This window comes from Lysinibacillus sp. AR18-8 (genome assembly GCF_001705465.1).
Classification (GTDB): Bacteria; Bacillota; Bacilli; order Bacillales_A; family Planococcaceae; genus Lysinibacillus; species Lysinibacillus capsici.
In genome coordinates, this window is sequence record NZ_MDGU01000017.1 from 83,509 (window position 1) to 108,878 (window position 25,370).

Here is a 25,370-nt window from a genome sequence, read left to right on the forward strand (position 1 = left end):
GGATTTTCAAAAGATGCAATAAAAGAGAAACGTTGAAAAATCAACGTTTCTCAGGTTCTTTATGGTTCCCTTACCACTCCATCAAAGGCAGCTTGATAGATTTGATAGATATCTTCACGCTTTAATGGCATTGGACTTCGCGCTAAAATACGCGTTTGTTTTGTAGCATCCTCTGTTAGCTGTTCAAGTGCTGATGCAGGGATATTGAATCCTTGTAATGTTGAGGGAATTTTCACATCTTGAACGAGTTGTTGTAAGGCGTCAACACATTTATAGGAAGCCTCTTCTTGCGATAAATAGGAAGATGATATCCCCATGGCATCTAAAATATCTTTCATTCGTTTTTCACAGCTTTGACGAATATACCCCATGACATATGGTAATAGTACTGCATTGGAATCACCATGAGCTATATGGAACTGACCTCCCAGGGGATAGGCTAAAGCATGGACGCCTGCTACACCGGCATTGAAAAAGGCTAATCCTGCTAAATAGCTGCCATAACTCATATCTGTGCGCGCTTGCTTGTCTTGTCCATTATGGACAGCTGTTCGGATTGACTGGCTAATTAATCGGATAGCTTGTAGTGCAAGTGCATCCGTTACTGCATTCGCATTTACTGATACGTAGGCTTCTATCGCATGAGTTAACGCGTCTACCCCAGTCGCCGCTGTCACCTTCGATGGTAAGGAAATCGTTAAGGCAGGATCTACAATCGCTACATCCGCTAATAAATAATCATGTGTCACGACATCCTTGGTTGTATCCAGTGATAGCACAGAAATATTTGTTACCTCCGAGCCTGTCCCAGAAGTGGTAGGAATTAAGATTTTAGGTAACCCTTTATTATCTAATGTTTTCGTTCCTGTTAGGTTTAAATAATCTGCAACTTTTCCATCATGTTTTGCTAATACGGCGGCAAGCTTTGCTAAATCCAGTGCACTGCCCCCACCTACACCAATCACCAAATCAAATGGATGCTTTCTCGTAAAATCAACCAGTTTTTCGCCAATTGCAAGCGGAGGCTCTGGTGCAATATCCGTATAAATGGTTGTTGTATAGCCTTTCTCAATCAAAGGCTTTTCAACATTGTCCGTTAGACCTATTTCTTTTAATAATGGATCTGTCACGATCAAAATATTGTGAGCGTTAAACTTCTTTACCTCTAGCAGAAGCTGACTCAAACAGCCCCAGCCAGTATAGCTAGCAGGCGTAAAGGTTAATTTATGCATGGCTTCTCTACTCCTATCTATTCATAATAGCCTTCCGTTGATTTTCTAAATGATTTAAATTGAATAGGATCATGGCCAAACCATACCTGTGAATTTGTTTCATTTGCTAGTCTTCGAATCCGTTCCACTGTTGTATTATAACCTACAGAATCGTAGATAATGCCTGGTGGCTTGACAGGAGGACCAAAGCTTTCTGCCGTATAAATGGCATCTGAGGCTAAAATAATACCACCTGTGTCAGGCATTTGAATATGCAAACCTAGCATTCCCCAAGCATGACCACTACCAAAATTTAATACTTGTATCCCATCAGCTAGTTTTACATGATCCTCGCCACGTTTGATTAAGCGCCATTGTAGATTGTTTTTAATCCACATATCAATGTCACCCCAAACATAGGCACCGTCTTTCACGTTTCTAGCATATGTTTGTAATGTGCCATTAAACTCATCTTCCTGTACAATAATTGTGGCATTTGTAAAGAGTTCTAAGCACCCTGCATGGTCGAGATGCAAATGGGAAGCAACAACATATTTGATATCCTCTGGACGAACATTTAATTCTTCTAGACGATGATGTAAATAGCATTCTTCTGGCATATTAATAGGAAATGCTTTTTGCGTAAATTCACCCCATCGCCCTTCTGGACCCATCGAGTTTGGATTGCATGCAGTATCAAATAGAATTTTGCCTTCTGGATGATCAATCAATACTGTATAAACAGGGAATTCAACAAATTCATTTGGCTGGTTTGGATGATCGATGGTTGCGGGATTGTGCATCGCAATCATATAATTTTTATCCATTCGCATCGTACCATTGTCCATCACATACAATTTTGGATGTTGTTTAATCATTTTCATTTTCCCATCTCCATTCGTGATTATTGGTTATTCCAAATTACTAGCTTCATTTCCGTCATTTCTTCTAACGCATATTTAATGCCTTCACGGCCTGTGCCGCTTTCCTTTACACCACCATATGGCATGTGATCTACTCGATAAGTAGGTACATCATTAATGATGACTCCACCAACGTGCAATGCTTTTGTAGCCTGAAAAGCTGTCTGAATAGAAGGAGTGAAGATGCCTGCCTGTAGGCCATAGTGAGAATCATTGATAGCCGCTATCCCTTCATCAATGGTGGATACCGTATTAACGATAACAACAGGTGCAAAAATTTCTTCACAGGATACACGACTCTGTGGTTGAACATTATATAAAACAGTGGGCAATAAAATATGATTGTCAATGTGACCACCTGTAATTACTTGTGCCCCTTCAGCTACTGCCTCTTCAATCCATTGATAAGCACGCTGTTGTTCAGCTTGTGAAATCATCATAGCAAGATCTGTTTGATTATCCATTGGATCACCAATTGTAAGCTGCTCTATTTTTTCCTTCAGCCGAATTAAAAATTCCTCCACCATACTTTCCATGACATAGATACGTTGTAAAGAAATACAGACTTGACCTTGGTTGGAAAAGGCCCCCATCACAATGCGATCCATAATACGCTCTAGCTGTACCCCTTCATCGATAATTACGCCTGCATTGGAACCTAATTCTAAGGTTACTTTCTTCAAGCCTGCACGATTGCGTAGAGAAATCCCTACCGCTGGACTTCCTGTAAACGTTATCATCTTAACATTTGGATGTGCTAAAAATGCATCGCCTACTAATTTACCTTGTCCAGTTACAAGATTAAAGGCACCTGCTGGTAAATTTGTTTGCGCCAATAATTTTGCCAAAAAATGGGCGGATAGCGCAGTTTGTGTGGCAGGTTTCAATACAATCGTATTGCCTGCAGCTAATGCTGGCCCAACTTTGTGTGCTACTAGATTTTGCGGAAAGTTAAATGGTGTAATCGCTGCCACAACACCGATTGGCTCTCTTAATGTATAAGCAAAGCGCCCCTCTCCATTTTTTGATGCATCCATTGGAACCATTTCACCAGTAAGTCGCTTTGCTTCTTCTGCCGCAAATTTATAGGTTTCAACTGTGCGATCAATTTCAGCGTAAGCATACTTTAACGGTTTGGCTGATTCCATTGCAATGATACTTGCTGCTTCATCTCTATTTTCTGCAAAAAGGGTGGATAACTGCTCTAATATCTCTGCTCGTTGAAAAGCAGTTAATGCAGCCATTTGAGGAGCTGCAGCATGCGCACTTTCAATGGCCTCCTGTACATCTTTTTCAGTGGCCATCGCAAAGTGTGCCAATACCTCTTGTGAATAGGGAGATTGGATCTCCATCCATTCAGCAGTCATCTTCCATTCTCCATTAATCCATAAGCCCTTTTTCAATCGTAATTCACTCCTTTCTTTTTATGGTTACGTATTCATTTCAGAAAATAAAGAAATGAATACGTAACCATTTTGGTGTAAAAAATAAACTGATGGTCTATCAGTTTATTTTACACGTTGTATTTCTTGGGAAAATCTTAACAGACTCTGTTTGTCTAATGCAAGTACTTTTTTTCTCCATTACCTCAAATAATTTTTCGATAGCAATAAAACCTAAGTTCTCTTCTGATGTTAAACCTACAGTTGTTAAGGCAATAGAGTGATGTTTACTAAGCTCTACATTATCAATACCAATGATATTAAAATCTCTCGGAACCTGAAAACCTCTCTCTAAACAAAGATTCAATATTTCAATGGCAATGGCATCCGTAGCAGCACAAATAGCTGTTGGTCTTTTTTCGAGTTGTAAAAGCTCTGCAAACGCACGTTCAATATCCATTTTATTGGTGTTCGTTAAAAAAGTAGGCACTAATTTTGCATCTAGCCCATAATCCTGTAAAGCTTGTTCAAATCCCAGATAGCGTCCATAGAAGGTACTCATTTGATGTGGACCCCCTATCCAACATAAAGAGTCATGCCCTAATGATAGGACATGCTTGGTCGCAAGGTAACCTGCTTGAACATTATCAATTTCTACAAAATGTCTATTCTCTTTATGCTTACGGTTAAACATAATAAATGGAATAGCTAGTTTTTCTAGTTTATAAAATAAATCATCTTGATACAACATAGAAGACAATATAATTGCGTCTGCTTTCGTTTCTAAAACTGCATTGTAGATTGAATTAAGATTATCCTCTGTGCCAAAATAGACATTAACTTTATAGCCACGTGCATTAACATAATTCACGATGGCTGTAGTTGTATCAACAAAAAAAGGGTTGTGTAAGGGCCCCGAAATCAATGTAATAATACCTGTTTTTTTCTGAACAAGCGATCTTGCTATATCATTTGGCACATAGTTTAGTTCCTCTATCGCCTGCATTACTTTTTCAATTGTTTTTGGCTTTACAAGCTCTGGTGTATTCAATACTCTAGATACAGTTGTTTGTGAGACACCAGCATGCTTCGCCACATCTTTTGAAGATACCAAAAAAACCACCCATTTCATCATTGTGAAGCTATATTATATCATCTATAGAATAATGATTATAGTGATGATTCCTTCTCTACCTTAACGCTTTCGCTCATATGGCTTTGCAGCTTCACTCGCTTTAAAGTTATAAACAGGTTTAATAACTTTGACAATATCTACAGTTTCCCTAATCGCAGAAGTAATTTCTGTCATCGGCTTATAGGCCATTGGTGCCTCATCCAATGTTTCTTCATTGACTGATGTTGTCCAAATCCCCTGCATCGTATCTTTAAAATCGGCCATATTCAAAGCTTTTTTCGCTGCGCGTCGTGAAAACATGCGTCCTGCTCCATGGGGGGCTGAATAATTCCATTCCGCATTGCCTTTCCCTATACAAATCAGAGATCCATCCCGCATATTCATTGGAATAACTAGCTTTTCATCTTTATTTGCACGAACAGCCCCTTTGCGAAGCGTCATCGTTTCTGTATCGATATAGTTATGAATCGTATCAAACGTATCTGTAAAATGCCAATCCATCTGTTTAGCAATGGTTTCTGCAATGGTCCAACGATTCATCCGTGCAAATTGCTGTGCAATCTTCATATCATGGATATAATCATGGAAAGCTTCCCCCTCTAAATATGACAAGTCTTTCGGAACGAACGGTGTTTGTTCTTTATAGGCTTGTATCATGGATTGAATCTCTTGTTGTCGTCCTTGCTGTTTCATTGCCTCTATTTTTTCTGTCAAATCTTCTCGACGTAAATTTTCATAAGCTCTTTTTTGATGCCAATTAGCAACCTTTGCCCCTACATAGCGTGACCCCGTATGGATGAGCAAATAGTGCTGATCATCTTCATCTTTGGCAAGTTCAATAAAATGGTTGCCTCCCCCAAGTGTACCTAATGACAAGTTCGTATAGTCGTCTTTCAAGCCGCTTGCTCGAAATTGTTTACCTTCAAACTCTACAAAATGTCGGCTTGGCGATACTTCTTTATGAATATCCTGCCCACTTGGTACATATGTGCGAATGATGGCATCGAGTTGAGCAAAATCAACTGTTGTTACGTCAAGTTGTGCTACAAATACACCACACCCCACATCAATGCCGACAAGATTGGGTACAACACGGTCTTGCAATTGGATGGTCGTGCCAATGACACATCCTTTACCCGCATGATAATCTGGCATAATACGTACTTTAGTGCCTGCCATAAAAGCCTGGTCTGTTAATTCTTGAATCTGATCAACAGCTGTTTGTAATGCTGTTTGCGCAAAGATTTTTGCATTCGTGAAGCGTCCATTTATTTCAATCAAGTGTATCCCTCCTTACTACTTATACGTAAAACTGGAATGATTTGTTTCATATCATAAAGAAAACGTTCTAAAAGCATGCTACTTTTAGAACGTTTGGTGAAAACCTAATCTTCATATTGTACAACTAATTTTTTAGGTATTTCGGGTATATCATTTGATTTTACATCTTCTTCCCTTAAGTCAAGCATTTGCAGGGGATATTTTTCTTGCACCTCAAAAGGTATTGCAATACTTTCCATTTTATTATTCATTTGACTTCTTGCGAGTAAGCCATTGTTTGATAAATCAATGGCTAAAATAGCCTGCACAGTTTCCTCAAGCATGGCAATATCCTTCGATTTCAACGGCATTTGCTCATTCATTAAAAATGGTTGAAGATGCTCTTTTATATAACCCTGTGCTTCGATTAAGCAAGAAAATTCATTTAATTTTTCAGCATAGCGCTTTAACTGACGCTTATCTTTTGCACGCTGTTGATTTAGTTTCTGTACCTTTTGTTCAATACGGCTCATGCGTACTTTCACTAAATCAATCAAAAAAGGCTGTGTATCTCGAATCGCCTGTAGCATTGAAACCTCTGCTTGTTGTACCTTGGCATATTGGGCGACACAAACCTCTTGCTGCTCATTGAGTTTTTGAACACGCTCTTTGAAAAATTCATTTTGCGTATGTTGGCCAAAGAAAGCTTTCATAAGACCTTTACCATGAATTTTTTTATGTTGTGCATCTAAACGCTCATATTCGCGTAAATACTCACTGTGCATGTTGCGGTATTCACGCAACATTTGTTGATAGTGCACAGCAATTTCAGTAAATTCTTCCACCTTGGAATCGTGTAAATAATCATGTTGCGCTATCGTTTGTAATAGCTGATACAGTGTTTGAACCTGTTTAAACGTGTTCGCTACCTGTTCATATTCTTGCTCATATTCTTTGACAATTGCTAAGTCACGTTGATAGCGAGAATATTCATATTGGGTATCGCCTGCATATTTTTCTATATTCTCTACAGCAGATTGAAATGGATCTCGTTGTGGAATTACAGTTAATTCGAAGCGGAATCGTTCAAGCCATTGTAAGAAGCGAATTAGGATGGCATATGTTTTTTTATCACTATTTTCAGCCACACGATGAATGTGAGCAATTAATTGATCATACTGACTTTTTTGCCAAAGCTCATGACTGTCTGTTTGTTTGGCTACTAGTGCATTAATTGCTGAAATCCCTATAAAATCACTCATCAAATGACCAATACGTTGTTGTTCAGAGTCCATAAATGCTGTGGCATGTTCCTCATCATCGATGCCGTTGATGACACATAAAGGTTCAACACCTTTATTCTTTAACGTTTCAATCAAGAGAAGTTCAGCATCCATTGCCATTGAACCAGCGCGTAACACCCAGAAAATTTCATCAACACGGTTCATAAGCGCCTCTGAAAAATAAGCCATTTCTCCTCCGCCTGCTTCTAATGACACAGAATCAATTATTGTCACGGATTTTAATAAATCATTTTTCAAATAGACTTCTAGGTAATCTAAGTGTTCACGTAAAATCTGGGAAGCAAACGTATCGCCAGTTGTTAGTAGCTCTAATTTACTGAGATCAAATACAGCGACAACACCATCTAAAAAATAAGCTTTAATCTCTTCTTGCTCGCCGTAGCGTATAAACGTATTTACACTTGTTGGATGCTGATCATCTACCGATAATATTTCGCGTCCTAGAAGTCCATTCACAAGTGTTGTTTTGCCCACCCGCTCTTTTCCAACTATTAAAATCATCGTCTGGTTATTGGCATCTTGAATGATTCGATTTAAATGTTTTGCTGTATCTTTCACATATGTATTTTGGACGATGATGCCATACAAGTGTCGTAGTTGGTCAACAAATTGCGGCAAAATATTATTCGCTGAGGTTGTATTTTCGATTGGCGTATTGTCAATGTTCGTCATCCTCAAAACCTCTTTTCGTATGTATCTATAAGACCATTATAAATGAAACTATGGCTTTTCTAATACATGGATTGATGAAAAGAGGACAATATACTTATACATTTATACGACAAATAGGAATTCATCCTTACACCTATTTCCTGTCTGCTTCATATATGATTGCTACACAGACTAAAGGGAATAGTCCCAGCTATGAGTTTAGAAGTATTAGGCTTGGAGATTTCTCTCCAAGGTTGCTGAATAGCTGACCTTTGTCCTATCCCTCCAAACCAGCCATACGTGCATAAACAGCTCCAAGTAATGGCATTCCACCTTGGGCACCTAGTTTCTCTACAGATAAGGAAGCAGCGATATTAGCAAAATATACAGCCTCATCCAACGATTGCCCTTCTACTAAAGCATAGGCTAATGCACCATTAAAGGTATCACCTGCGCCCGTTGTATCCACGACTGTTGTCATATAACCTGGAACATGAATTGGATAGGAGCCATCGAAATAACGTGCACCATCACTTCCTAGCGTCACGATTAATTTATTAGGATATTTTTCTAAAACTTGTTCCACTGGCTCGTTAAAAATTTCAGCACATTCTGTCTCGTTAGGTGTTAAATAGGTAATATCGTCCATCCACTGCACATCAAAATTGGCTGCTGGAGCAGGGTTTAACAGTATCGGAACACCCGCTTCTTTACATAAATGAATGGCATGGGCTGTCGTCTCTTTAGGGATTTCAAGCTGTATAATTACCAAGTGACTTTTTTGTATCAACTCTTTTGAAGCTTCAAGATGGGATATGCTTAGGTCATAATTAGCTCCAGGTACGACAACAATTCGATTATCGTTATTGTAAATAAGTATATTAGCAATTCCTGTAGGAGCAGTGGTGCTTTTTACAATGGCGTTTGTCTGAATCTGCTCTTGCTGTAAAGCAGCATGTAATGTCTCACCAAAATGATCATTCCCTAAACAGCCAACCATCGCCACCTCACTGCCAAGACGAGCTGCGGCAACTGCTTGATTAGCCCCTTTTCCTCCTGGAACTGTTTGAAACGAGTTACCTAGAATGGTTTCCCCCTGCTTTGGAAAAGCATTCATTTGTACAACTAAATCCATATTTAAACTTCCTATAACTGTAATCATGGAATTCCACCTTTCATCTTTTGATCAAACAAAAAACAACTGAAATGAGTATTATCATTTCAGTAGCTTAACAATATAAAAATTCGTATAAACTAAAAACCTATCGACTGTTTTAGGGATGCCCTAAATTCTTTCACTTACTGTAAATCGATACGAGCTTCTTTTACTCGTTAAATGAAAACGATCTAGTCACTCAGGCTATCTTCCTGTTATGCGAAGCAATGCTTGAGATGACGCTTTCAAAAACTGGCTGGATTTGTCCTTTAATATACAAATATTTTTATAATGATAACATAGTGCCACCTTCGCATTTGATGTTTCCTTTATTATAAATAATTTCATATAGGAAATGCACTACAAACACAAAAAAACTGAAGACAACATCAAATTTGTCTTCAGTCATATCAATTAATAGGCTACTCGCTTCGCCTCATATGCGGCAATGTGGTCCTCATATTTAAAGGTTAAGGCGATTTCATCCCAGCCATTCAGTAACGTTTCTTTATAGTATGGGTCAATTGTAAAATGATAGACTGTACCATCTTCCCCTGTTACGGTTTGCTCTGCAAGATTTACTTCCATACTATAGGGTTTTGCTAAGCCTTTTGCTAAAATAGCATCACATTCTGATTCTGTTAGCTTAATCGGTAAGATACCGTTTTTGAAGCAGTTATTATGGAAAATATCTGCAAAAGAAGGTGCAATCACAACGTTAAAACCGTAATCTAAAATTGCCCATGGTGCATGTTCACGAGAGGAGCCACAGCCGAAATTATCTTGCGCCACTAGAATTTTAGATTCTTTAAATTCAGGTTTATTTAATACAAAGTCAGCTATTTCATTCCCTTGTGCATCGAAACGCCAATGGTAAAATAAAAACTGTCCAAAACCTGTGCGCTCAATACGTTTTAGAAATTCTTTTGAAATAATTTGATCGGTATCAACATTTTTTCGATCAAGTGGTGTGATGACACTATTTACGATATTAATTGGTTCCATTTTTCAATCATCCCTTCCCGAGTAAAGCAAGACTTACACTGTTTCCTTCACAAATTCACGTACATCGACGAAGTGACCTGCAATCGCAGCGGCTGCTGCCATTGGTGGTGACACTAAATGTGTACGAGCTCCAGCGCCCTGACGTCCTTCAAAGTTGCGGTTTGAGGTAGAGGCACAGCGTTCTCCAGCTGGTACGACGTCATCATTCATCGCAAGACACATCGAGCAACCAGATTCTCGCCATTCAAAGCCTGCATCCATAAATATTTTATCTAAACCTTCTGCCTCTGCTTGTTTTTTCGTTGTATGTGAGCCTGGGACAACGATGGCTGTGACCTTGTCATGCACCTTACGCCCTTTGATGACATCAGCAGCTGCACGCAAATCACTAATGCGTGAGTTTGTACAGGAGCCAATGAAGACATGCTGGATGTCAATGGATGTTAATGGCTGGCCTTCCTCTAAGCCCATATAGGCAAGTGCTTTTTGAAGTGCCGCCTTGTCTGATTCATCCTCATAATCTGCTTGTGTTGGAACATGCCCAGAAACACCAGTACCCATCGATGGGTTTGTTCCCCACGTAATGATTGGTTCAATTTCTTCAGCTTTTATAATACGAACCGTATCGTACGTTGCATCTTCGTCTGAAGCAAGACTTAACCAGTAAGCGGCTGCTTCTTCCAATTTTTCTCCCTGCGGTGCATATTTGCGTCCACGAATATAATCGACTGTTGTTTGGTCAGGTGAGATAAGCCCTGCTTTTGCGCCTGCCTCAATTGACATATTACAAATCGTCATGCGTTCTTCCATAGATAGTTTGTGGATAGCCTCTCCAGTGAATTCCACAATATGTCCTGTACCAACACCTATTCCGAACTTGGCAATGATGGCTAGAATAATATCCTTTGCCGCTACCCCAACTGGTAGCTCCCCTTCAACACGAATCTCCATCGTTTTCGGCTTATTTTGCCATAATGTTTGCGTCGATAATACATGCTCCACCTCTGATGTTCCAATACCAAATGCAATGGCCCCGAAGGCACCGTGTGTCGATGTATGAGAATCACCACAAACAATGGTTTTACCAGGCTGTGTTAATCCAAGCTCTGGCCCAATCACATGGACAATCCCTTGGTCAGGGTGACCCATGCCCGCTAACTCAACGCCAAATTCCTCAGCATTTTTAGCTAATGTTTCGATTTGATTGCGCGCAATGGGATCATGGATAGTTGGTAAATTTTTTGTTGGTACGTTATGATCCATTGTCGCAAAGCTTAAATCAGGACGACGCACTTTACGTCCGTTCATGCGTAACCCTTCAAAAGCTTGCGGAGATGTTACTTCATGAATTAAATGAAGATCAATATATAACAGGTCCGGTTTGCCCTCTTCCTGATAAACAACATGTTTATCCCAAATCTTTTCAATTATATTTTTACCCATTGTCTTCACCTATTTCTTTAAATATATGTTGTCATAATACTTTGTGATACAAAGCTAGTATCAATTTCGTTAATTACCTTATCTGTCCATTCATTAGTCGATAAAATACGACTGCCGTCACGAGCAAGATCTGCTGTAAAGTAGCCATCATCAAATACTGCACTTACCGCGCGTTCAATTTCTGCTGCTTCTTCTTTTAAGCCAAATGAATATTGCAGCATCATCGCTACGGATAAAATGGTTGCAGCAGGATTTGCTACACCTTGCCCTGCAATTTCTGGTGCGGAGCCATGTACTGGTTCATATAAGCCAAAATTATCACCACGAATGGATGCGGATGGTAAAACACCTAGAGAACCAGTAATAACAGATGCTTCATCACTTAAAATATCACCAAACATATTTTCAGTAACGACTACATCATAGTGTCCAGGATTTGTAATAAGTTTCATTGCGACAGAGTCTACTAGGTTATGTTCTACGATTACATCTGGATACTCTTTTTTCTTTGCTTCTACAACTTCACGCCATAAGCGACTTGTTTCAAGCACATTCGCCTTGTCAACAGAGCATAATTTGCCACCACGTAAACGTGCTAGTTCAAAGGCATTTTCAACGATACGCTCTACCTCTGCTTTAGAGTAAACCGTTGTATCAATTGCGCCATTTTCAGTACGCATACGTGGTTCCCCGAAGTATACGCCGCCTGTTAGTTCACGTACAATCATTAAATCAACGTTCTCAGCCACTTCACGCTTTAATGGTGAAGCATCTAGTAAACTCGGGAACGCCTTTACTGGACGTAGATTGGCAAATAAATCGAAGTGTTTCCGAATTCGCAGTAACCCTTTTTCTGGGCGCAATTCAGGAGGGTTTTGATCCCACTTTGGACCACCTACAGCTCCTAATAAAATCGCATCACTATTTTCACACATCTCGATTGTTTCATCAGGTAATGGATTATTGTGCTGGTCAATCGCAGCACCACCAATTGTTGCATATCCTAAATGAAATGTATGATTAAATCGTTTACCAATCACCTGTAATACACGTACAGCAGAAGCAACAACCTCTGGCCCAATTCCATCACCGGGAAGTACTGTAATTTTTCTCTCCATCGTCAAAACACCTTTCTTTGTATAGCGTATTCGCTAATTTAGTAAAGACGCTCACCTACCTTTTATCGAGGTGAGCGTAGTCATTACGTCTAAGCGTAATTTTTGGTTAATTGATACAATACGCCATGACATCATTGCATCCGACTTGTGAATGGTACTTCATACAATTCACTACCTCAGAAACCTATACAGGATGTGCGCGAAGGCTTGCTTGAATTAAATGACGGTTAATAGCATTTAAATAAGCTTTTGCCGATGCTTCTAAAACATCTTGAGAGGAATTACGGCCTGTAGTCGAAACCTCATCATAGCGAATATTAATAACCGCTTCACCCAGTGCATCTCGTCCTTTGCCAACCGATGTCACACGGTAATCAATGACATGTACAGCTCCAGGTACAAGTTGCTCCAGTGTATTAAAAATTGCTTCTACTGAACCAGAGCCAGTAGCTACAACGGTTTTTTCTAGTCCCTCAGGTGTAAGCACAATAGCTGTAGCTGTAGGAATATTTTCAGTACCATATTGCACCTGCACCATTTTCAACTCAAAGAGTGGTACATCTTCTACTTGAACTTGTTGCTCAGTAAGAAGAGTAAGTAAATCTTCCTCTGTAATTTCTTTTTTACGATCAGCCAATTTTTTAAATTCCACAAATGCTTTGTTCAACTTTTCATCAGAAAGATGGAAGCCCATTGTTTCCGCACGATCACGGAAGGCTGCACGACCAGAATGTTTCCCGAGAACTAATGGAATCTCACCTTCGCCGATTAAAGCAGGTGAAATAATTTCATAGGTTTCTGGATTTTTTAAGACACCGTCTTGATGGATGCCCGATTCGTGTGCAAAAGCATTTCTTCCTACAATCGCTTTATTTGGCTGAATCACAACATTTGTCAATTTACTGACTAATTGAGACGTACGTTTAATTTCTTGCAACTGAATGCCCGTTTGCACCTGATAAATATCCTTGCGAATATGAAGTGCTACAGCAATTTCCTCGAGTGCCACATTACCTGCGCGTTCGCCGATACCATTGATTGTTCCTTCGACTTGTGCAGCACCATTTTCTATTGCGGCAATCGTGTTAGCTGTTGCCATCCCTAAATCATCATGACAATGGGCAGAGAATTTCACTTTATCAGCACCTTTGACATTTTCCAGTAGGAACTTAAATAATGCACCATATTCTTGCGGGGATGCATACCCTACAGTGTCTGGAACATTAATCGTTGTTGCACCAGCAGCAACCACTTCGTTCATAATTCGCACTAAAAATTCACGATCAGAGCGGAATGCATCCTCGGCAGACCATTGTACAAGTGGGAAGTACTTTTTAGCGTATTTAACAGCCTCTACCGCTTGCTCCACCACTTGCTCAGGGGATTTTTTTAATTTGTATTCCATATGAATAGGTGATGTGGCTAGAAAAATGTGAATATGTGGCTGTTGTGCTACTTTTATCGCTTCCCATGTAGCATCAATATCCTTTTGGATACAGCGAGCTAGCCCCGTCACAATGGAATTTTTTACTGTACCTGCAATGCGATGGACTGCATCAAAGTCACCGGGTGACGAAGCAGGAAATCCTGCTTCTATAATTGTCACACCAAGGCGCTCTAATTGTTTGGCAATTTCAATCTTCTCGGCTGTGTTTAAGTTGATCCCAGCAGATTGTTCACCATCGCGAAGCGTAGTATCGAAAATATCAATTTTTCGCACTTGTCGCCACTTCTCTCACAACTTTTTCTTTACCTTCGTTGATGAATGGCATCATAGCACGTAGTTTTGCGCCTACTTCTTCGATTTGATGGTTCGCACCAGCTTCTTTGAATTTTGTATATTCTGGACGACCATTTTCATTTTCTTGAATCCAACGACGAGCAAATGTACCATCTTGGATATCTGTTAATACGTCTTTCATACGAGCTTTTACAGACTCATCGATAATGCGTGGTCCTGCAACATAATCTCCCCACTCTGCTGTATCTGAAACTGAGTAGCGCATTGTTGCCATACCGCCCTCAAACATTAGGTCAACAATTAATTTAAGCTCATGTAGTGTTTCAAAGTAGGCTAATTCTGGTTGATAACCAGCTTCTACTAATGTTTCGAATCCTGCTCTTACTAGCTGTGTTGCACCACCACAAAGTACCGCTTGTTCACCGAATAAATCTGTCTCTGTTTCTTCTTTGAATGTTGTTTCAAGAAGCCCACCACGTGCAGCACCGATTCCTTTACCATACGCAAGCGCTAAATCTTTTGCTTGGCCTGTAGCATCTTGGTGAATAGCGAATAGTCCTGGTACCCCAGCACCTTCTTGGAATTGACGACGAACTAGATGTCCTGGTCCTTTTGGTGCTACTAAAAATACGTCAACGTCTGCTGGTGGTGTAATTTGACCGAAATGGATATTGAAGCCGTGTGCAAACATCAATGCTTTACCAGCTTGTAAATGTGGCGCAATTTCCGCTTCATAAACTGCTTTTTGGCGTTCATCTGGTAGTAGAATTTGGATAACATCTGCTTCTTGTGCTGCTTCAGCCACTGTTTTCACGTCAATACCATCTGCTTTTGCCGCATCGAAGGATCCACCTGGACGAACCCCTACTACCACGTCAAAACCTGATTCTTTAAGGTTTAAAGCATGTGCATGACCTTGTGAACCGTAACCGATAATTGCGATTTTCTTTCCTTTTAATACGTCCTCGTTGATATTTTGCTCATAGTACATTGTAGCCATTGTTAATTTCCTCCTAGAATATGTTTTGTTTTTTATAGCTTTAGATACTTGCTCTGTCTATAAAGCTATTCATTTTTATATGCAAACTATTTTAAAATAGAGAGCTGCGGGTTTGAGACTTTTTGTGTTTCACGAACGGAGGCAGTTGCCCCTGTACGTGTAAGTTCTTTAATGCCATATGGTCGAATGAGTTCGATAAAGGCATCAATCTTCTCTGGATGCCCTACTACTTGATACGTCACAACATTTTTGGCTGTATCAATAATTTGGGCGCGGAACGGTTCAACAATTGAATTCATTTCCAAACGTAAATTTGGTGGGGAAATCACCTTTACTAGTGCTAGCTCTCGCAGAACAATCGATTTATCGGTAATGTCATTGACCTTTAACACATCAATTTGCTTGGATAACTGTTTCACTAGCTGCTCAATTTTGCGTTCGTCCTCTATGTTGACTACGAAGGTCATCTTTGAAAAATTCGGTTGCTCCGTATGACCTACTGTAATCGATTCAATATTGAACTGACGCTTCATCAATAAACCTGTCAAACGGTTTAATACACCACTTTGGTTAATCACAGTTACGGTAATTACTCGCTTCAATTTTTTTTCACCCCAATCATTTCATGTAAGCCTGTGCCAGGTGCTACCATTGGGTAAACACATTCAAGCTGTTTCACTCGACAGTCAATTAATACTGGCTCATCAGACAGCAGTGCCTCACGGAAAATAGACTCTGCTTCATCGATTGTGTTAATACGATAACCTTTAATGTTATAAGCATCAGCTAACTTAACAAAATCTGGTTGGATCGGCATAAGTGATGATGAATAGCGCTCTTCATAGAATGTTTGTTGCCATTGACGTACCATGCCAAGACAGCTATTATTCAAAATCACTATTTTTACTGGTAAGTTAAATTCCTGTAGGATGGATAGCTCCTGTGCCGTCATTTGGAATCCTGCATCTCCTACAATCGAAATAACTTTTTTGTCTGGCTTCGCAAATTGGGCGCCAATTGCGGCCGGGAAGCCGAAGCCCATCGTACCAAGTCCACCAGACGTTACCCATGAATGATCATTATTTAAATGATAATATTGTGCTGCCCACATTTGATGCTGCCCAACATCTGTCGTCACAATGGCATTACCTTCAGTTACCTTGTGCACTAATTGCAATGCCTCTTGTGGTAGGATTTCTTGCGTATTTGTATCCTTGCAATACCATAATGGATATTCCATCGCATGATTCCTTAAATAAGCTAACCAATCGGCTGTATCAGGACCTTGGAAATCCTTTTTCAATAGTGCTTTTAAAGCCTCCTTGGCATCAGCAACAATTGGAATATCTGTCGGTACATTTTTGCCAATTTCAGCAGGATCAATATCGATATGGATAATCGTTGCATTTGGTGCAAATGTAGCTAGATTACCTGTTAGACGATCATCAAATCGTGCCCCAATATTGAGTAATAAATCCGATTTTGTGATCGCTGTATTTGCTGTAGCTGTACCATGCATCCCAGCCATCCCAAGGAATAAGTCATGTTCACCATGGATGGAGCCCAATCCTAGCAATGTATTCGTTACTGGAATACGATATTTTTCTGCGAAAGTCGTTAATTCCTCACGTGCATCTGCAAAAAGAACACCTGCACCCGCTAAGATGATTGGGTTTTTTGCCAATGAAATGGCTTGAATCGCCTTTTGGACTTGTAAATAATTTGGTTTATATGTTGGCTGATAGCCTGGTAAATAAATTTCATCAGGTGCTTGCGGTGGATTCTCTACATCAAACAACATTTGGGAAACGTTTTTTGGGAAATCCACGACAACTGGTCCCTTACGACCTGTGCTAGCGATATGGAAAGCTTCCTTCACAATGCGGGGAATATCATTGACATCCTGCACCTGATAGTTGTGCTTTGTAATCGGTGTTGTAATCCCCATAATATCGGCTTCTTGGAAAGCATCTGTTCCGATCACAGATGTCGCAACCTGTCCTGTAAAAACAACCAATGGAATAGAGTCGATCATGGCATCCGCAATACCTGTTACAAGGTTTGTTGCACCAGGTCCACTTGTGGCAATAACAACGCCCGTTTTACCTGAAACACGAGCATAGCCTTCCGCCGCATGAATAGCACCCTGTTCATGTCTTGTTAAAATATGGCGAATTGGGTTTTTATACATCGCATCATAAATTTGTAATACGGCTCCTCCTGGATAGCCAAAGACAATTTCAACCCCTTGATCGTGCAATGCCTGCACTAATACATCTGCACCGTCCTTCGCTTGATAGGTTTGTTCAGCTGTTGCTGTTGTAGCTAATTGTTCTTGTTCATTGATTGAAACATTCGCACTCATCAAATTATGCCTCCTTCATTTCTTTCAAACTCACACATCAGTGTTGTAGATTAGTGAAGTGTCAATAGCTGGATTGACTATTCCTCTCGTCCTTTTCGTTGAGAGGCTGTTCAATTGCATCGTGAAAATAATAAAAAGCCTTTTTCTCCACACGCAAAGAACTACCTTACGTAGGGATGAAAAAGACTTTCCATGGTACCACCCTTTTTTATAGCAAATAATTGCTACCTCGCGAATAAATGACAGCATTTATGCACCAATGCGAAAGACATCGCATCCAATATAGTGCCATAAAACATTTATTCATTAATAACGAGCACTTTCGACTATGCCCGGAGCTATCTAATGGTGTAAACACGTTTAATAGCCCACTCCGAGGGGATGTCGGATCTAGTTGTATCGCCGGCTTCCAGCACGACCGGCTCTCTGGTAGATACAAGGCTCTAGAACCTTTAACCTCATCAACGTTTTTATTTATCTAGTTGTTAAATTTTCATTACGCCTCCAGTGGAAGCGCTCGTCACTAATTTTGAATATCTTGCTAACCAACCACGTTTGATTTTTGGCTCAAAGACTGGTAATTTTGCACGACGTTCAGCTAAAACTTCATCTGAAACTTGTAAATTAATCGTACGATTTGGTAGATCAATTTCGATAATATCTCCGTTTTCTACTAAAGCGATTGGACCGCCTTCAGCAGCTTCTGGTGAAATATGGCCAATTGAAATACCACGAGATGCACCTGAGAAACGACCATCTGTAATTAATGCAACCTTTGTACCAAGGCCTCGACCTTGAATGGCAGATGTTGGTGCAAGCATTTCTGGCATCCCTGGACCACCCTTAGGTCCTTCATAGCGAATGACGACTACATGGCCCTCTTTCACCGTTCCATTATCAATGTTTTCTTGTGCTGCTTCTTGTGAATCAAAGACAATTGCCTCGCCCTTGAATACTTTGATAGAAGGATCAACGGCCCCTACTTTAATAACAGAGCCATCTGGTGCGATGTTACCGAATAAAACTGATAATCCACCTACAGCACTATATGGGTTGTCTTTTGTTCGAATGACTTGATCATTCGTGATGTGATAATCTTTGACAAGCTCACCCATTGTAACGCCTGCTACGGTTGGACGGTCTGGATGAATAGCACCTGGAATAGATGTTAATTCATTAATAATGGCACTTACTCCACCCGCTTTATTAATATCATCCATTGAAATATCTGAAGCAGGCATGATTTTTGCTAAATAAGGCACTCTTTCCGCTACTTTATTAATATCTTCAATGTTGTAATCTATTTCGGCTTCATTGGCAATTGCTAATGTATGAAGAACTGTATTTGTGGAGCCCCCCATTGCCATATCAAGAGCAAAAGCATCATCAATTGCCTCTTTTGTAATAATATCGCGAGGTTTAACGTCTTCCTTGACCATGCGAATTAATTGCTTAGCTGCTTCTTTAATCAGCTTGTGACGCTCTTCAGAAGTGGCAACGATTGTACCATTTCCAGGTAAAGCAACACCAAGCATTTCCATTAAGCAGTTCATGGAATTTGCTGTAAACATGCCTGAGCATGAGCCACACGTCGGACAAGCATTATTCTCAATATCCAACAGCTCTTCCGCAGACATTTTTCCTGATTTGTGTGCTCCTACACCTTCAAACACAGATGTTAAGGAAAGCTGTTTCCCTGCTGCAGAAGTTCCTGCCTCCATTGGACCACCTGAAACAAAGATAGATGGTACATTCGTACGAACTGCTGCCATAAGCATTCCTGGTGTAATTTTGTCACAGTTTGGAATATAAAATACGCCATCAAACCAATGTGCATTAATAACTGTTTCAGCAGAGTCTGCTATAATTTCACGACTTGGTAAGGAATAACGCATACCAATATGCCCCATTGCAATACCATCATCGACACCAATTGTATTAAATTCGAATGGAATACCACCCGCTTCAATAATAGCTTCTTTCACTACATCAGCGAACGTACGTAAATGAACGTGACCTGGTATTATGTCGATATAAGAGTTACAAACCCCAATAAATGGTTTGCCTAGATCTTTTGCTTTTACTTTGCCTGTTGCATATAAAAGACTTCGATGTGGCGCTCGATCTACGCCTACTTTAATCATGTCACTTCTCATTTTAAACGCCCCTCATTGCTATCCATACTATGTTCGTTGCTATAGACAAAATGTTCTGTCTTTTTAATTTTTGTTTATAGAGTAATAGCCTCTTAGACGACTACTGCTGTAACGAACGTGTTAAATTGTTGTTATCATAGTACGAAAAAAAGGTCTCGTCAACACTATTTTTTGAATTGTTTAAACAATTCAAAAAATCTGTCAAAATTGAAATCGTTTACATGCTGATTAAGCATCAGTTTTATCTCGCTTTGATAAAAATTTTGACATTTCGTTCAAATTTTAATTTTTTAATAATAAACAAAAATGGATAAATAAAAAATTCCCATATATTTGAATAAGCTAAGTTATCCAATCCTAGAGATAACGCTTACAATAGAAACAACTTTTTTAAGTATCCTGTAAAAAATATTTGTTCAGGATCGTATTGGTGTCGAATGCTTAAAAACTTTTCAATCTCTGGATACAACGCATAGACCGTTTGCGCTGTTAAATGATGTTGTTTTCCCCAGTGAGGACGACCTTCATATTTTTGCATCAATGTATGCACCCATTTAAAGTAAGGCTCTTCTGCCATTCCCTTATACATATGAAAGGCTATAAAAGCCGACTCACGCCCTTGTGTTGGACTTAAAAAACCTGCTTCGCCTGCAGTTGTTCGACACTCTAAAGGAAAATGAACATTAAAAGTCCCTTTTTTAAAGGTTGCATGGATTTCCTCCAAACAAGCTTCAAACTGTGATAAAGGGATGGCATATTCACTCTCTTGAAACTTCACGCTACGAGGTGAGGGATAAATTTCATAGCTTATCCCTACTTTTTCACTTTCTACCACATTGGCAGCCGCTATCTTGCTCATGGCACTACTTAAACCAGGTTTCCACTTACAAAGCTCTGACATCGCAAAGAAAGCCCCGTTTTCTACTATTTGTAGCTTTAACGTTTCTATTTTTTTATTCCATTCACTTTGATAAACAGGCGCGACCGCATTCATCCGTTTTACTTGAATTGTTTCACTACCAGGGAAATAAAACCACTCCACATGACGATGTTGACGAATATCCTGCGCAAATAACGAGAGACCATTTGTCAATGTTTCTCTTGCCCCCACATAATGCAAACCATATAGTGGTATGACCTTAATCGTTACTTTGACCAGAACACCTAGCATCCCAAGTGATACATGCAGCGCTTCAGATAAATCATCCATACCTCTCCTATGTTCCTGATAAGTACCAGTACCGTCTACAAATCCCCATGCCTGGACAGCTGACGATAGAGAACCAAGTGTAACCCCCGTGCCATGTGTGCCAGTTGACACTGCCCCTGCAATGGTTTGCTCCTGTATATCGCCCATATTGATTAACGCAAAACCGTGTTTCGCTAGCATTGGTCCAATTTCATATAGGTAGGTCCCCGCCCATAATGTTGCCTCCTGCCTTTCCTCATTCACAGCGATTAATCCACGCAGATTATGTAAGGAAATTGCTATATGCTCAGGCATAGCCACAGCGCTAAAAGAATGAGCAGCACCTGTGACACGGATTGTCTTTCCTGATTGACACGCATGCTTCACAATTGCTGAAACTTCATCAATAGAGTGCGGTAAATACATTTCACTCGGATAGGAAATAACATTCCCAGCCCAGTTTGTCCACTTTTCACCATTTCGCCATTTTTCTATAGAAAACATTGTCCATCTCCCCTATATGTTGTGTAATGTCCTGCATACTTGTCCCCACGAATAGCATGCAGGACCTGAAAACGCTCACAAAGCTCTCCTGCCTTCGCATGTCGAAAATAAATGGTATCGCCAATATTGATACTCTTCCCTTTGACCTTAATAGGTGTTTGCACTTCCCCTGCGCCTTCTAGGCTAAGATATGCAAAAGTGGTAGGGTCATAGAATACAGGCAAACGATCCATCCCAATGGCTCCAGAAGCCGTATAGCCTCCCCCATGACAAACAACGATGTTTTTTTCAGGCATTCTTGTTACACGTAAGGCAAATCCAGCAGCCTTTTCTAGCTGTAAATGTGTAAATTGATCGAACAATGCTGGTGCATAAAAAGCCGAGCCAACTGTAATTTCCGTTACTTCCTTCTGTTGATTGGTGTACGTCATACTTCCTGATCCTCCACCATTAACAAAGCGTAGATTTGGAAAATAAGCCTTGATATGGGCGATCGCTAATCGACGAAACTGCGTTACTTGCTTTTTGGCTTGTACTTGCATGGCTTCTATGACTCTACCTTTTAAAGCATTTGCAGGACGATTGCCAACCCCTGCTATTTGAGCCTCATAGCCCATCGCTCCTACCACTTCAATTACAGGGGTGTTTTGAATGGTTTGTAAAAAAGGTGTCAACGTTTCAAGAGAAGACAATGACGAACGTTTTGTTCCAAAATACAATACTTTAAAATCATTAGAAACATTAAGATCAATGCAAACCTGTACACGTACGCCAATCTCTTGTCCTAATTTCGCCAATAGTTGGATATGTTCTGGTCTGTCTACCATAAAGGTGACGATTTTTCCCTCCTTTACAAAATGCAACAATCGACGAATCGTTGCTTCCTCCATTACTGGATAGCCAAGCAATAAGTCATCAAACCGCTGCTCTAATAAAAAAAGGGTCTCTGCTGCAGTAAATGTCATAAACCCCACAACATTCACAAGTTTTTTCTGTATATAACGAAGGACCTCAATAGAACGAATCGATTTTGTTGCAATACGAATTTGTTTTCCCCCACAAGCATCTTGAACCATTTGTATATTTTTATCTAGTGCATCTAAATCTAACCATGCAAATGGTCTTTCCAAATCACAAAATGCTTGATCCAATCTTGACGTCATTTCATCACTCCCTTGTATAAACTATGTATTTGACATTTAGCAGAATAATTCCTTTTTTCAGTTAATTAAGCATAATAAAACAACCGTGAGCCTGTTTTACAATAAGACTACACGGTTGTTTTAATATGGGATAAACATTTCATTCACCTTTCTATTAAATTGGTTACGATGCGTATAAGAAATCAGCTGCAAGATTTAGCATTACTAATAAATGCAAACCAGCAATTAAAAAGCCTTGACGATTTAAACGTTTCATAACAGCCATATTCATATGACCACGCTCCTTTTCTACATTATAATCCCTTTATACAGAATTTTCAAACTATTAAAAAGTGGAAATTTACCCATTTTTCTTTTTCTACACAAAAAACTCTCCCAAAGAAATAAGGAATCGCACATAGAATTGACATTCTGTTTCAATAAAAAATAATGTATTTTTTCACGAATGAAAAGGTTATTGTAGTAAATAATTTAGTTAAATGGCTGTTTTTTATTGTTACTGGCGATTGGGCGTTGCATGCATTTCTGGTACGAATTGAATACATGAACATACTATAGAAGTAAGCGATAATCGGTGTATGTACAATATAGAAGTAATTGTAGTTAATGTGGACATTTTCACGGTAGTTTATGCAGTTGGATTAGCTATAAAGTGAGCACAGCAAAGGAGCTGCATTCACTTGTCTACAGCCTTATTTACAACATGTAATAATTACTAAACAAAATCACAGTGTTTAATCTACTCCATTCAGGGTATAACTAAGTAATCGCCATTATATCTTAAATTTAAGGAGATGAAAGTAATGATTAGTTTCATTTGGTATTTAATTATTGGAGGAATTCTTGGATGGCTAGCTGGCGTCATTTTAGGTAAAGATGTACCAGGCGGCATCATCGGGAATATTATTGCAGGGATTGTCGGTTCTTGGATTGGTAGTATGGTTTTAGGGAACTGGGGCTGGAGAGTAAGTGATTTCTACGTGTTCCCAGCACTAATCGGTGCCATCGTGTTGATCTTTATCGTCAGCCTTATTTTAAAAGGTATGCGTAAAGCAACTTAAATATGTAATGAAGAGCCATCCAATGTGATGGCTCTTTATTTTTTTTCATGTAAGAGAACAGCTGCTTGGAGCTCATCGTGAAAATCATCATACAACTGGTAGTAATATAACACATCCTCAACATATTTCTCGCTATGGTTGTATTGGTAAACAGCTTTCTTAATATTCCCTGTCGCAGCACCGTATTTGGATAAGTAATTCGCAGCACTAAATACTGCATCCTCAATATCATAGGGATCAGCTATTCCATCCCCATTTGCGTCAACGCCATATCCTCCATATTTAGCAATCGTCTCAGGACTCATCAATTCAGTTTTTGTGATGCTTCCTTTTCCCAAACCTGAGCATGTCGGATGCTGCCAGCCAACGAATGTACAGGGCATGAATTGCATATGCCCCTCCGCCCCAGCAGAGGATACCATTGATTTTACCGTAGAAAACCGTGTTTCAATACGATGATGCGCAGCAAGTAATGTCCAGGGTACACCATATTTTTCTTCTGCAGCTACATAAACGGGAATGTATTGCTCAGGAATTTTCATATCGAAATGCTGTTGAATCTCCTCAATTGCCTTTTGCTGGACAAGCTTTTCGAATATCGGTAATGTTTGAAGCTCCTTCCAAGCAAAAAATGTGAGAACATACACGGTAATTGCAATTGGAATCAATAATGCTATCATACCCAATTTTGTCGCGGGTGATAACAGAGGTTTGTTATTCTTTTTCTTTGCCATACGTCACACCTAATCTAGTATTCTTTTTCTATATTACCAAATTTTCCGTAATGTGCAGTATATCTTTTCATTTTGAAAGAATGAAGTCTTCCACATCTATGAAAGTACATCATTTCCACCATGAAAGCAGTTGAAAGGTTTGCTAAAAATATAGTAAAATACAGATTGATTCGTTTATTGGATAATAATAGGGAGGAATTTATTTTGTGGAAAGACTTTAAAGAATTTGCGATGAAAGGCAATATTGTCGATCTAGCAGTAGCAGTAGTCATTGGTGGTGCTTTCGGTAAAATTGTTACCTCCTTAGTTGAAAATATCATCATGCCATTAGTCGGTGTTTTAACAGGTGGTATTGATTTAACAAAGAGTTTTGTTTTTGGCTCAGGTGAAGCCCAAATCAATTTTGGTGTATTTCTACAATCCATCATTGATTTTTTAATCATAGCATTTGCCATTTTTATGGCCTTACGAATTATGACAAAGCTCACACGTAAAAAAGAAGAAGCAGTCGTGGAAGAACCAGCACCTGAACTCGATGCCAAAGAAGAGCTTCTCAAAGAAATTCGCGACTTGCTAAAAAAAGAACAAGCCTAACATGTTGTTAAAGCATCTGTCTCTCAAAGGAGGCAGATGTTTTTATTTTGTCTCCTTTACTTGTATTCTAACCGCTACTTCAAACCTATCCCCCACTTTGTCTGCTCTATCCACCATTTTTCACGTTGTATCCGCTACTTTTCACGTTCTAACCGCTACTTCAAAACCTATCCCTCACTTTGTCCGCTCTATCCCTCATTTTTTACGTTGTATCCGCTACTTTTCACGTTCTAACCGCTACTTCAGAACCTATCCAGATTAAGTCCATATAATTG

20 protein-coding genes are annotated in these 25,370 nt (G+C 39.6%); 2 read left to right on the forward strand and 18 right to left on the reverse strand.

The window, feature by feature from the left end; all coding sequences use genetic code 11:
* Positions 1 to 59 precede the first annotated feature (59 nt).
* From BFM98_RS14900 to BFM98_RS14980, 17 genes are all read right to left on the reverse strand, one after another.
* Positions 60 to 1,232, reverse strand: coding sequence for an iron-containing alcohol dehydrogenase (locus tag BFM98_RS14900; RefSeq protein ID WP_054550470.1), 1,173 nt, complete (start codon positions 1,230 to 1,232; stop codon positions 60 to 62).
* A 17-nt stretch (positions 1,233 to 1,249) separates the two neighbouring features.
* A complete protein-coding gene (gene ahlS, locus BFM98_RS14905) occupies positions 1,250 to 2,095 on the reverse strand; it encodes an AhlS family quorum-quenching N-acyl homoserine lactonase (protein ID WP_066037793.1) in 846 nt (281 codons plus the stop codon).
* A 20-nt stretch (positions 2,096 to 2,115) separates the two neighbouring features.
* Positions 2,116 to 3,537 carry an aldehyde dehydrogenase family protein gene (locus tag BFM98_RS14910; RefSeq protein WP_066037794.1) on the reverse strand — a complete coding sequence of 474 codons (1,422 nt, stop codon included), beginning with the start codon at positions 3,535 to 3,537 and terminating at the stop codon, positions 2,116 to 2,118.
* Positions 3,538 to 3,637: 100 nt separating this feature from the next.
* Complete coding sequence (locus BFM98_RS14915) at positions 3,638 to 4,639, reverse strand: LacI family DNA-binding transcriptional regulator (protein ID WP_231595618.1); 1,002 nt, start codon at positions 4,637 to 4,639, stop codon at positions 3,638 to 3,640.
* 72 nt (positions 4,640 to 4,711) lie between these two features.
* Positions 4,712 to 5,932, reverse strand: a complete 1,221-nt coding sequence (locus tag BFM98_RS14920; protein ID WP_054550473.1) for an RtcB family protein — start codon at positions 5,930 to 5,932, stop codon at positions 4,712 to 4,714.
* Between the two features lie 104 nt (positions 5,933 to 6,036).
* Complete coding sequence (locus BFM98_RS14925) at positions 6,037 to 7,887, reverse strand: dynamin family protein (protein ID WP_048392390.1); 1,851 nt, start codon at positions 7,885 to 7,887, stop codon at positions 6,037 to 6,039.
* Between the two features lie 256 nt (positions 7,888 to 8,143).
* Positions 8,144 to 9,028: a ribokinase gene (gene rbsK, locus BFM98_RS14930; RefSeq protein ID WP_066037795.1), complete on the reverse strand. Its 885-nt coding sequence runs from the start codon at positions 9,026 to 9,028 to the stop codon at positions 8,144 to 8,146.
* A gap of 408 nt (positions 9,029 to 9,436) precedes the next feature.
* Positions 9,437 to 10,027 carry a 3-isopropylmalate dehydratase small subunit gene (gene leuD / locus BFM98_RS14935; RefSeq protein ID WP_048392388.1) on the reverse strand — a complete coding sequence of 197 codons (591 nt, stop codon included), beginning with the start codon at positions 10,025 to 10,027 and terminating at the stop codon, positions 9,437 to 9,439.
* Positions 10,028 to 10,060: 33 nt separating this feature from the next.
* Complete coding sequence (gene leuC / locus BFM98_RS14940; RefSeq protein WP_048392387.1) at positions 10,061 to 11,470, reverse strand: 3-isopropylmalate dehydratase large subunit; 1,410 nt, start codon at positions 11,468 to 11,470, stop codon at positions 10,061 to 10,063.
* Between the two features lie 17 nt (positions 11,471 to 11,487).
* Complete coding sequence (gene leuB, locus BFM98_RS14945; protein ID WP_004231422.1) at positions 11,488 to 12,588, reverse strand: 3-isopropylmalate dehydrogenase; 1,101 nt, start codon at positions 12,586 to 12,588, stop codon at positions 11,488 to 11,490.
* Positions 12,589 to 12,772: 184 nt separating this feature from the next.
* Complete coding sequence (locus BFM98_RS14950; RefSeq protein WP_048392386.1) at positions 12,773 to 14,308, reverse strand: 2-isopropylmalate synthase; 1,536 nt, start codon at positions 14,306 to 14,308, stop codon at positions 12,773 to 12,775.
* Complete coding sequence (ilvC, locus tag BFM98_RS14955; RefSeq protein WP_016991908.1) at positions 14,295 to 15,329, reverse strand: ketol-acid reductoisomerase; 1,035 nt, start codon at positions 15,327 to 15,329, stop codon at positions 14,295 to 14,297. The genes BFM98_RS14950 and ilvC overlap by 14 nt, the downstream gene beginning before the upstream one ends.
* An 86-nt stretch (positions 15,330 to 15,415) precedes the next feature.
* The gene (gene ilvN / locus BFM98_RS14960; RefSeq protein ID WP_016991907.1) at positions 15,416 to 15,931 is read right to left on the reverse strand and encodes an acetolactate synthase small subunit; all 516 of its coding nucleotides are present in this window, start codon (positions 15,929 to 15,931) and stop codon (positions 15,416 to 15,418) included.
* Entirely contained in the window at positions 15,928 to 17,694 is a 1,767-nt protein-coding gene (gene ilvB / locus BFM98_RS14965) for a biosynthetic-type acetolactate synthase large subunit (protein ID WP_054550476.1), read from the reverse strand. Before ilvB ends, ilvN begins: the two co-directional genes overlap by 4 nt.
* Positions 17,695 to 18,179: 485 nt before the next feature.
* Positions 18,180 to 19,850, reverse strand: a complete 1,671-nt coding sequence (gene ilvD, locus BFM98_RS14970; protein ID WP_004231412.1) for a dihydroxy-acid dehydratase — start codon at positions 19,848 to 19,850, stop codon at positions 18,180 to 18,182.
* Between the two features lie 370 nt (positions 19,851 to 20,220).
* The gene (locus BFM98_RS14975) at positions 20,221 to 21,543 is read right to left on the reverse strand and encodes a D-arabinono-1,4-lactone oxidase (RefSeq protein ID WP_066037796.1); all 1,323 of its coding nucleotides are present in this window, start codon (positions 21,541 to 21,543) and stop codon (positions 20,221 to 20,223) included.
* Positions 21,531 to 22,706, reverse strand: coding sequence for an amino acid deaminase/aldolase (locus BFM98_RS14980; protein WP_066037797.1), 1,176 nt, complete (start codon positions 22,704 to 22,706; stop codon positions 21,531 to 21,533). The genes BFM98_RS14975 and BFM98_RS14980 overlap by 13 nt, the downstream gene beginning before the upstream one ends.
* 803 nt (positions 22,707 to 23,509) lie before the next feature.
* Here BFM98_RS14980 and BFM98_RS14985 point away from each other — a divergent pair.
* Complete coding sequence (locus tag BFM98_RS14985; RefSeq protein ID WP_004231402.1) at positions 23,510 to 23,767, forward strand: GlsB/YeaQ/YmgE family stress response membrane protein; 258 nt, start codon at positions 23,510 to 23,512, stop codon at positions 23,765 to 23,767.
* A 35-nt stretch (positions 23,768 to 23,802) separates the two neighbouring features.
* Here BFM98_RS14985 and BFM98_RS14990 read toward each other — a convergent pair whose 3' ends face one another.
* Positions 23,803 to 24,501, reverse strand: coding sequence for a lytic transglycosylase domain-containing protein (locus BFM98_RS14990; protein WP_016995260.1), 699 nt, complete (start codon positions 24,499 to 24,501; stop codon positions 23,803 to 23,805).
* Between the two features lie 204 nt (positions 24,502 to 24,705).
* On the opposite strand from BFM98_RS14990, the gene mscL reads away from it, so the two are divergent.
* Positions 24,706 to 25,095, forward strand: coding sequence for a large conductance mechanosensitive channel protein MscL (gene mscL / locus BFM98_RS14995; RefSeq protein ID WP_009370295.1), 390 nt, complete (start codon positions 24,706 to 24,708; stop codon positions 25,093 to 25,095).
* Positions 25,096 to 25,370 lie beyond the last annotated feature (275 nt).

Bases quoted from the DNA above. Each gene is read 5' to 3' on its own strand.
- BFM98_RS14900 (WP_054550470.1), bottom strand. From the start codon at position 1,232: ATGCATAAATTAACCTTTACGCCTGCTAGCTATACTGGCTGGGGCTGT.
- ahlS (WP_066037793.1), bottom strand. From the start codon at position 2,095: ATGAAAATGATTAAACAACATCCAAAATTGTATGTGATGGACAATGGT.
- BFM98_RS14925 (WP_048392390.1), bottom strand. From the start codon at position 7,887: ATGACGAACATTGACAATACGCCAATCGAAAATACAACCTCAGCGAAT.
- rbsK (WP_066037795.1), bottom strand. From the start codon at position 9,028: ATGATTACAGTTATAGGAAGTTTAAATATGGATTTAGTTGTACAAATG.
- leuD (WP_048392388.1), bottom strand. From the start codon at position 10,027: ATGGAACCAATTAATATCGTAAATAGTGTCATCACACCACTTGATCGA.
- leuC (WP_048392387.1), bottom strand. From the start codon at position 11,470: ATGGGTAAAAATATAATTGAAAAGATTTGGGATAAACATGTTGTTTAT.
- leuB (WP_004231422.1), bottom strand. From the start codon at position 12,588: ATGGAGAGAAAAATTACAGTACTTCCCGGTGATGGAATTGGGCCAGAG.
- ilvC (WP_016991908.1), bottom strand. From the start codon at position 15,329: ATGGCTACAATGTACTATGAGCAAAATATCAACGAGGACGTATTAAAA.
- ilvB (WP_054550476.1), bottom strand. From the start codon at position 17,694: ATGAGTGCGAATGTTTCAATCAATGAACAAGAACAATTAGCTACAACA.
- ilvD (WP_004231412.1), bottom strand. From the start codon at position 19,850: ATGAGAAGTGACATGATTAAAGTAGGCGTAGATCGAGCGCCACATCGA.
- BFM98_RS14975 (WP_066037796.1), bottom strand. From the start codon at position 21,543: ATGTTTTCTATAGAAAAATGGCGAAATGGTGAAAAGTGGACAAACTGG.
- BFM98_RS14980 (WP_066037797.1), bottom strand. From the start codon at position 22,706: ATGACGTCAAGATTGGATCAAGCATTTTGTGATTTGGAAAGACCATTT.
- BFM98_RS14985 (WP_004231402.1), top strand. From the start codon at position 23,510: ATGATTAGTTTCATTTGGTATTTAATTATTGGAGGAATTCTTGGATGG.
- BFM98_RS14990 (WP_016995260.1), bottom strand. From the start codon at position 24,501: ATGGCAAAGAAAAAGAATAACAAACCTCTGTTATCACCCGCGACAAAA.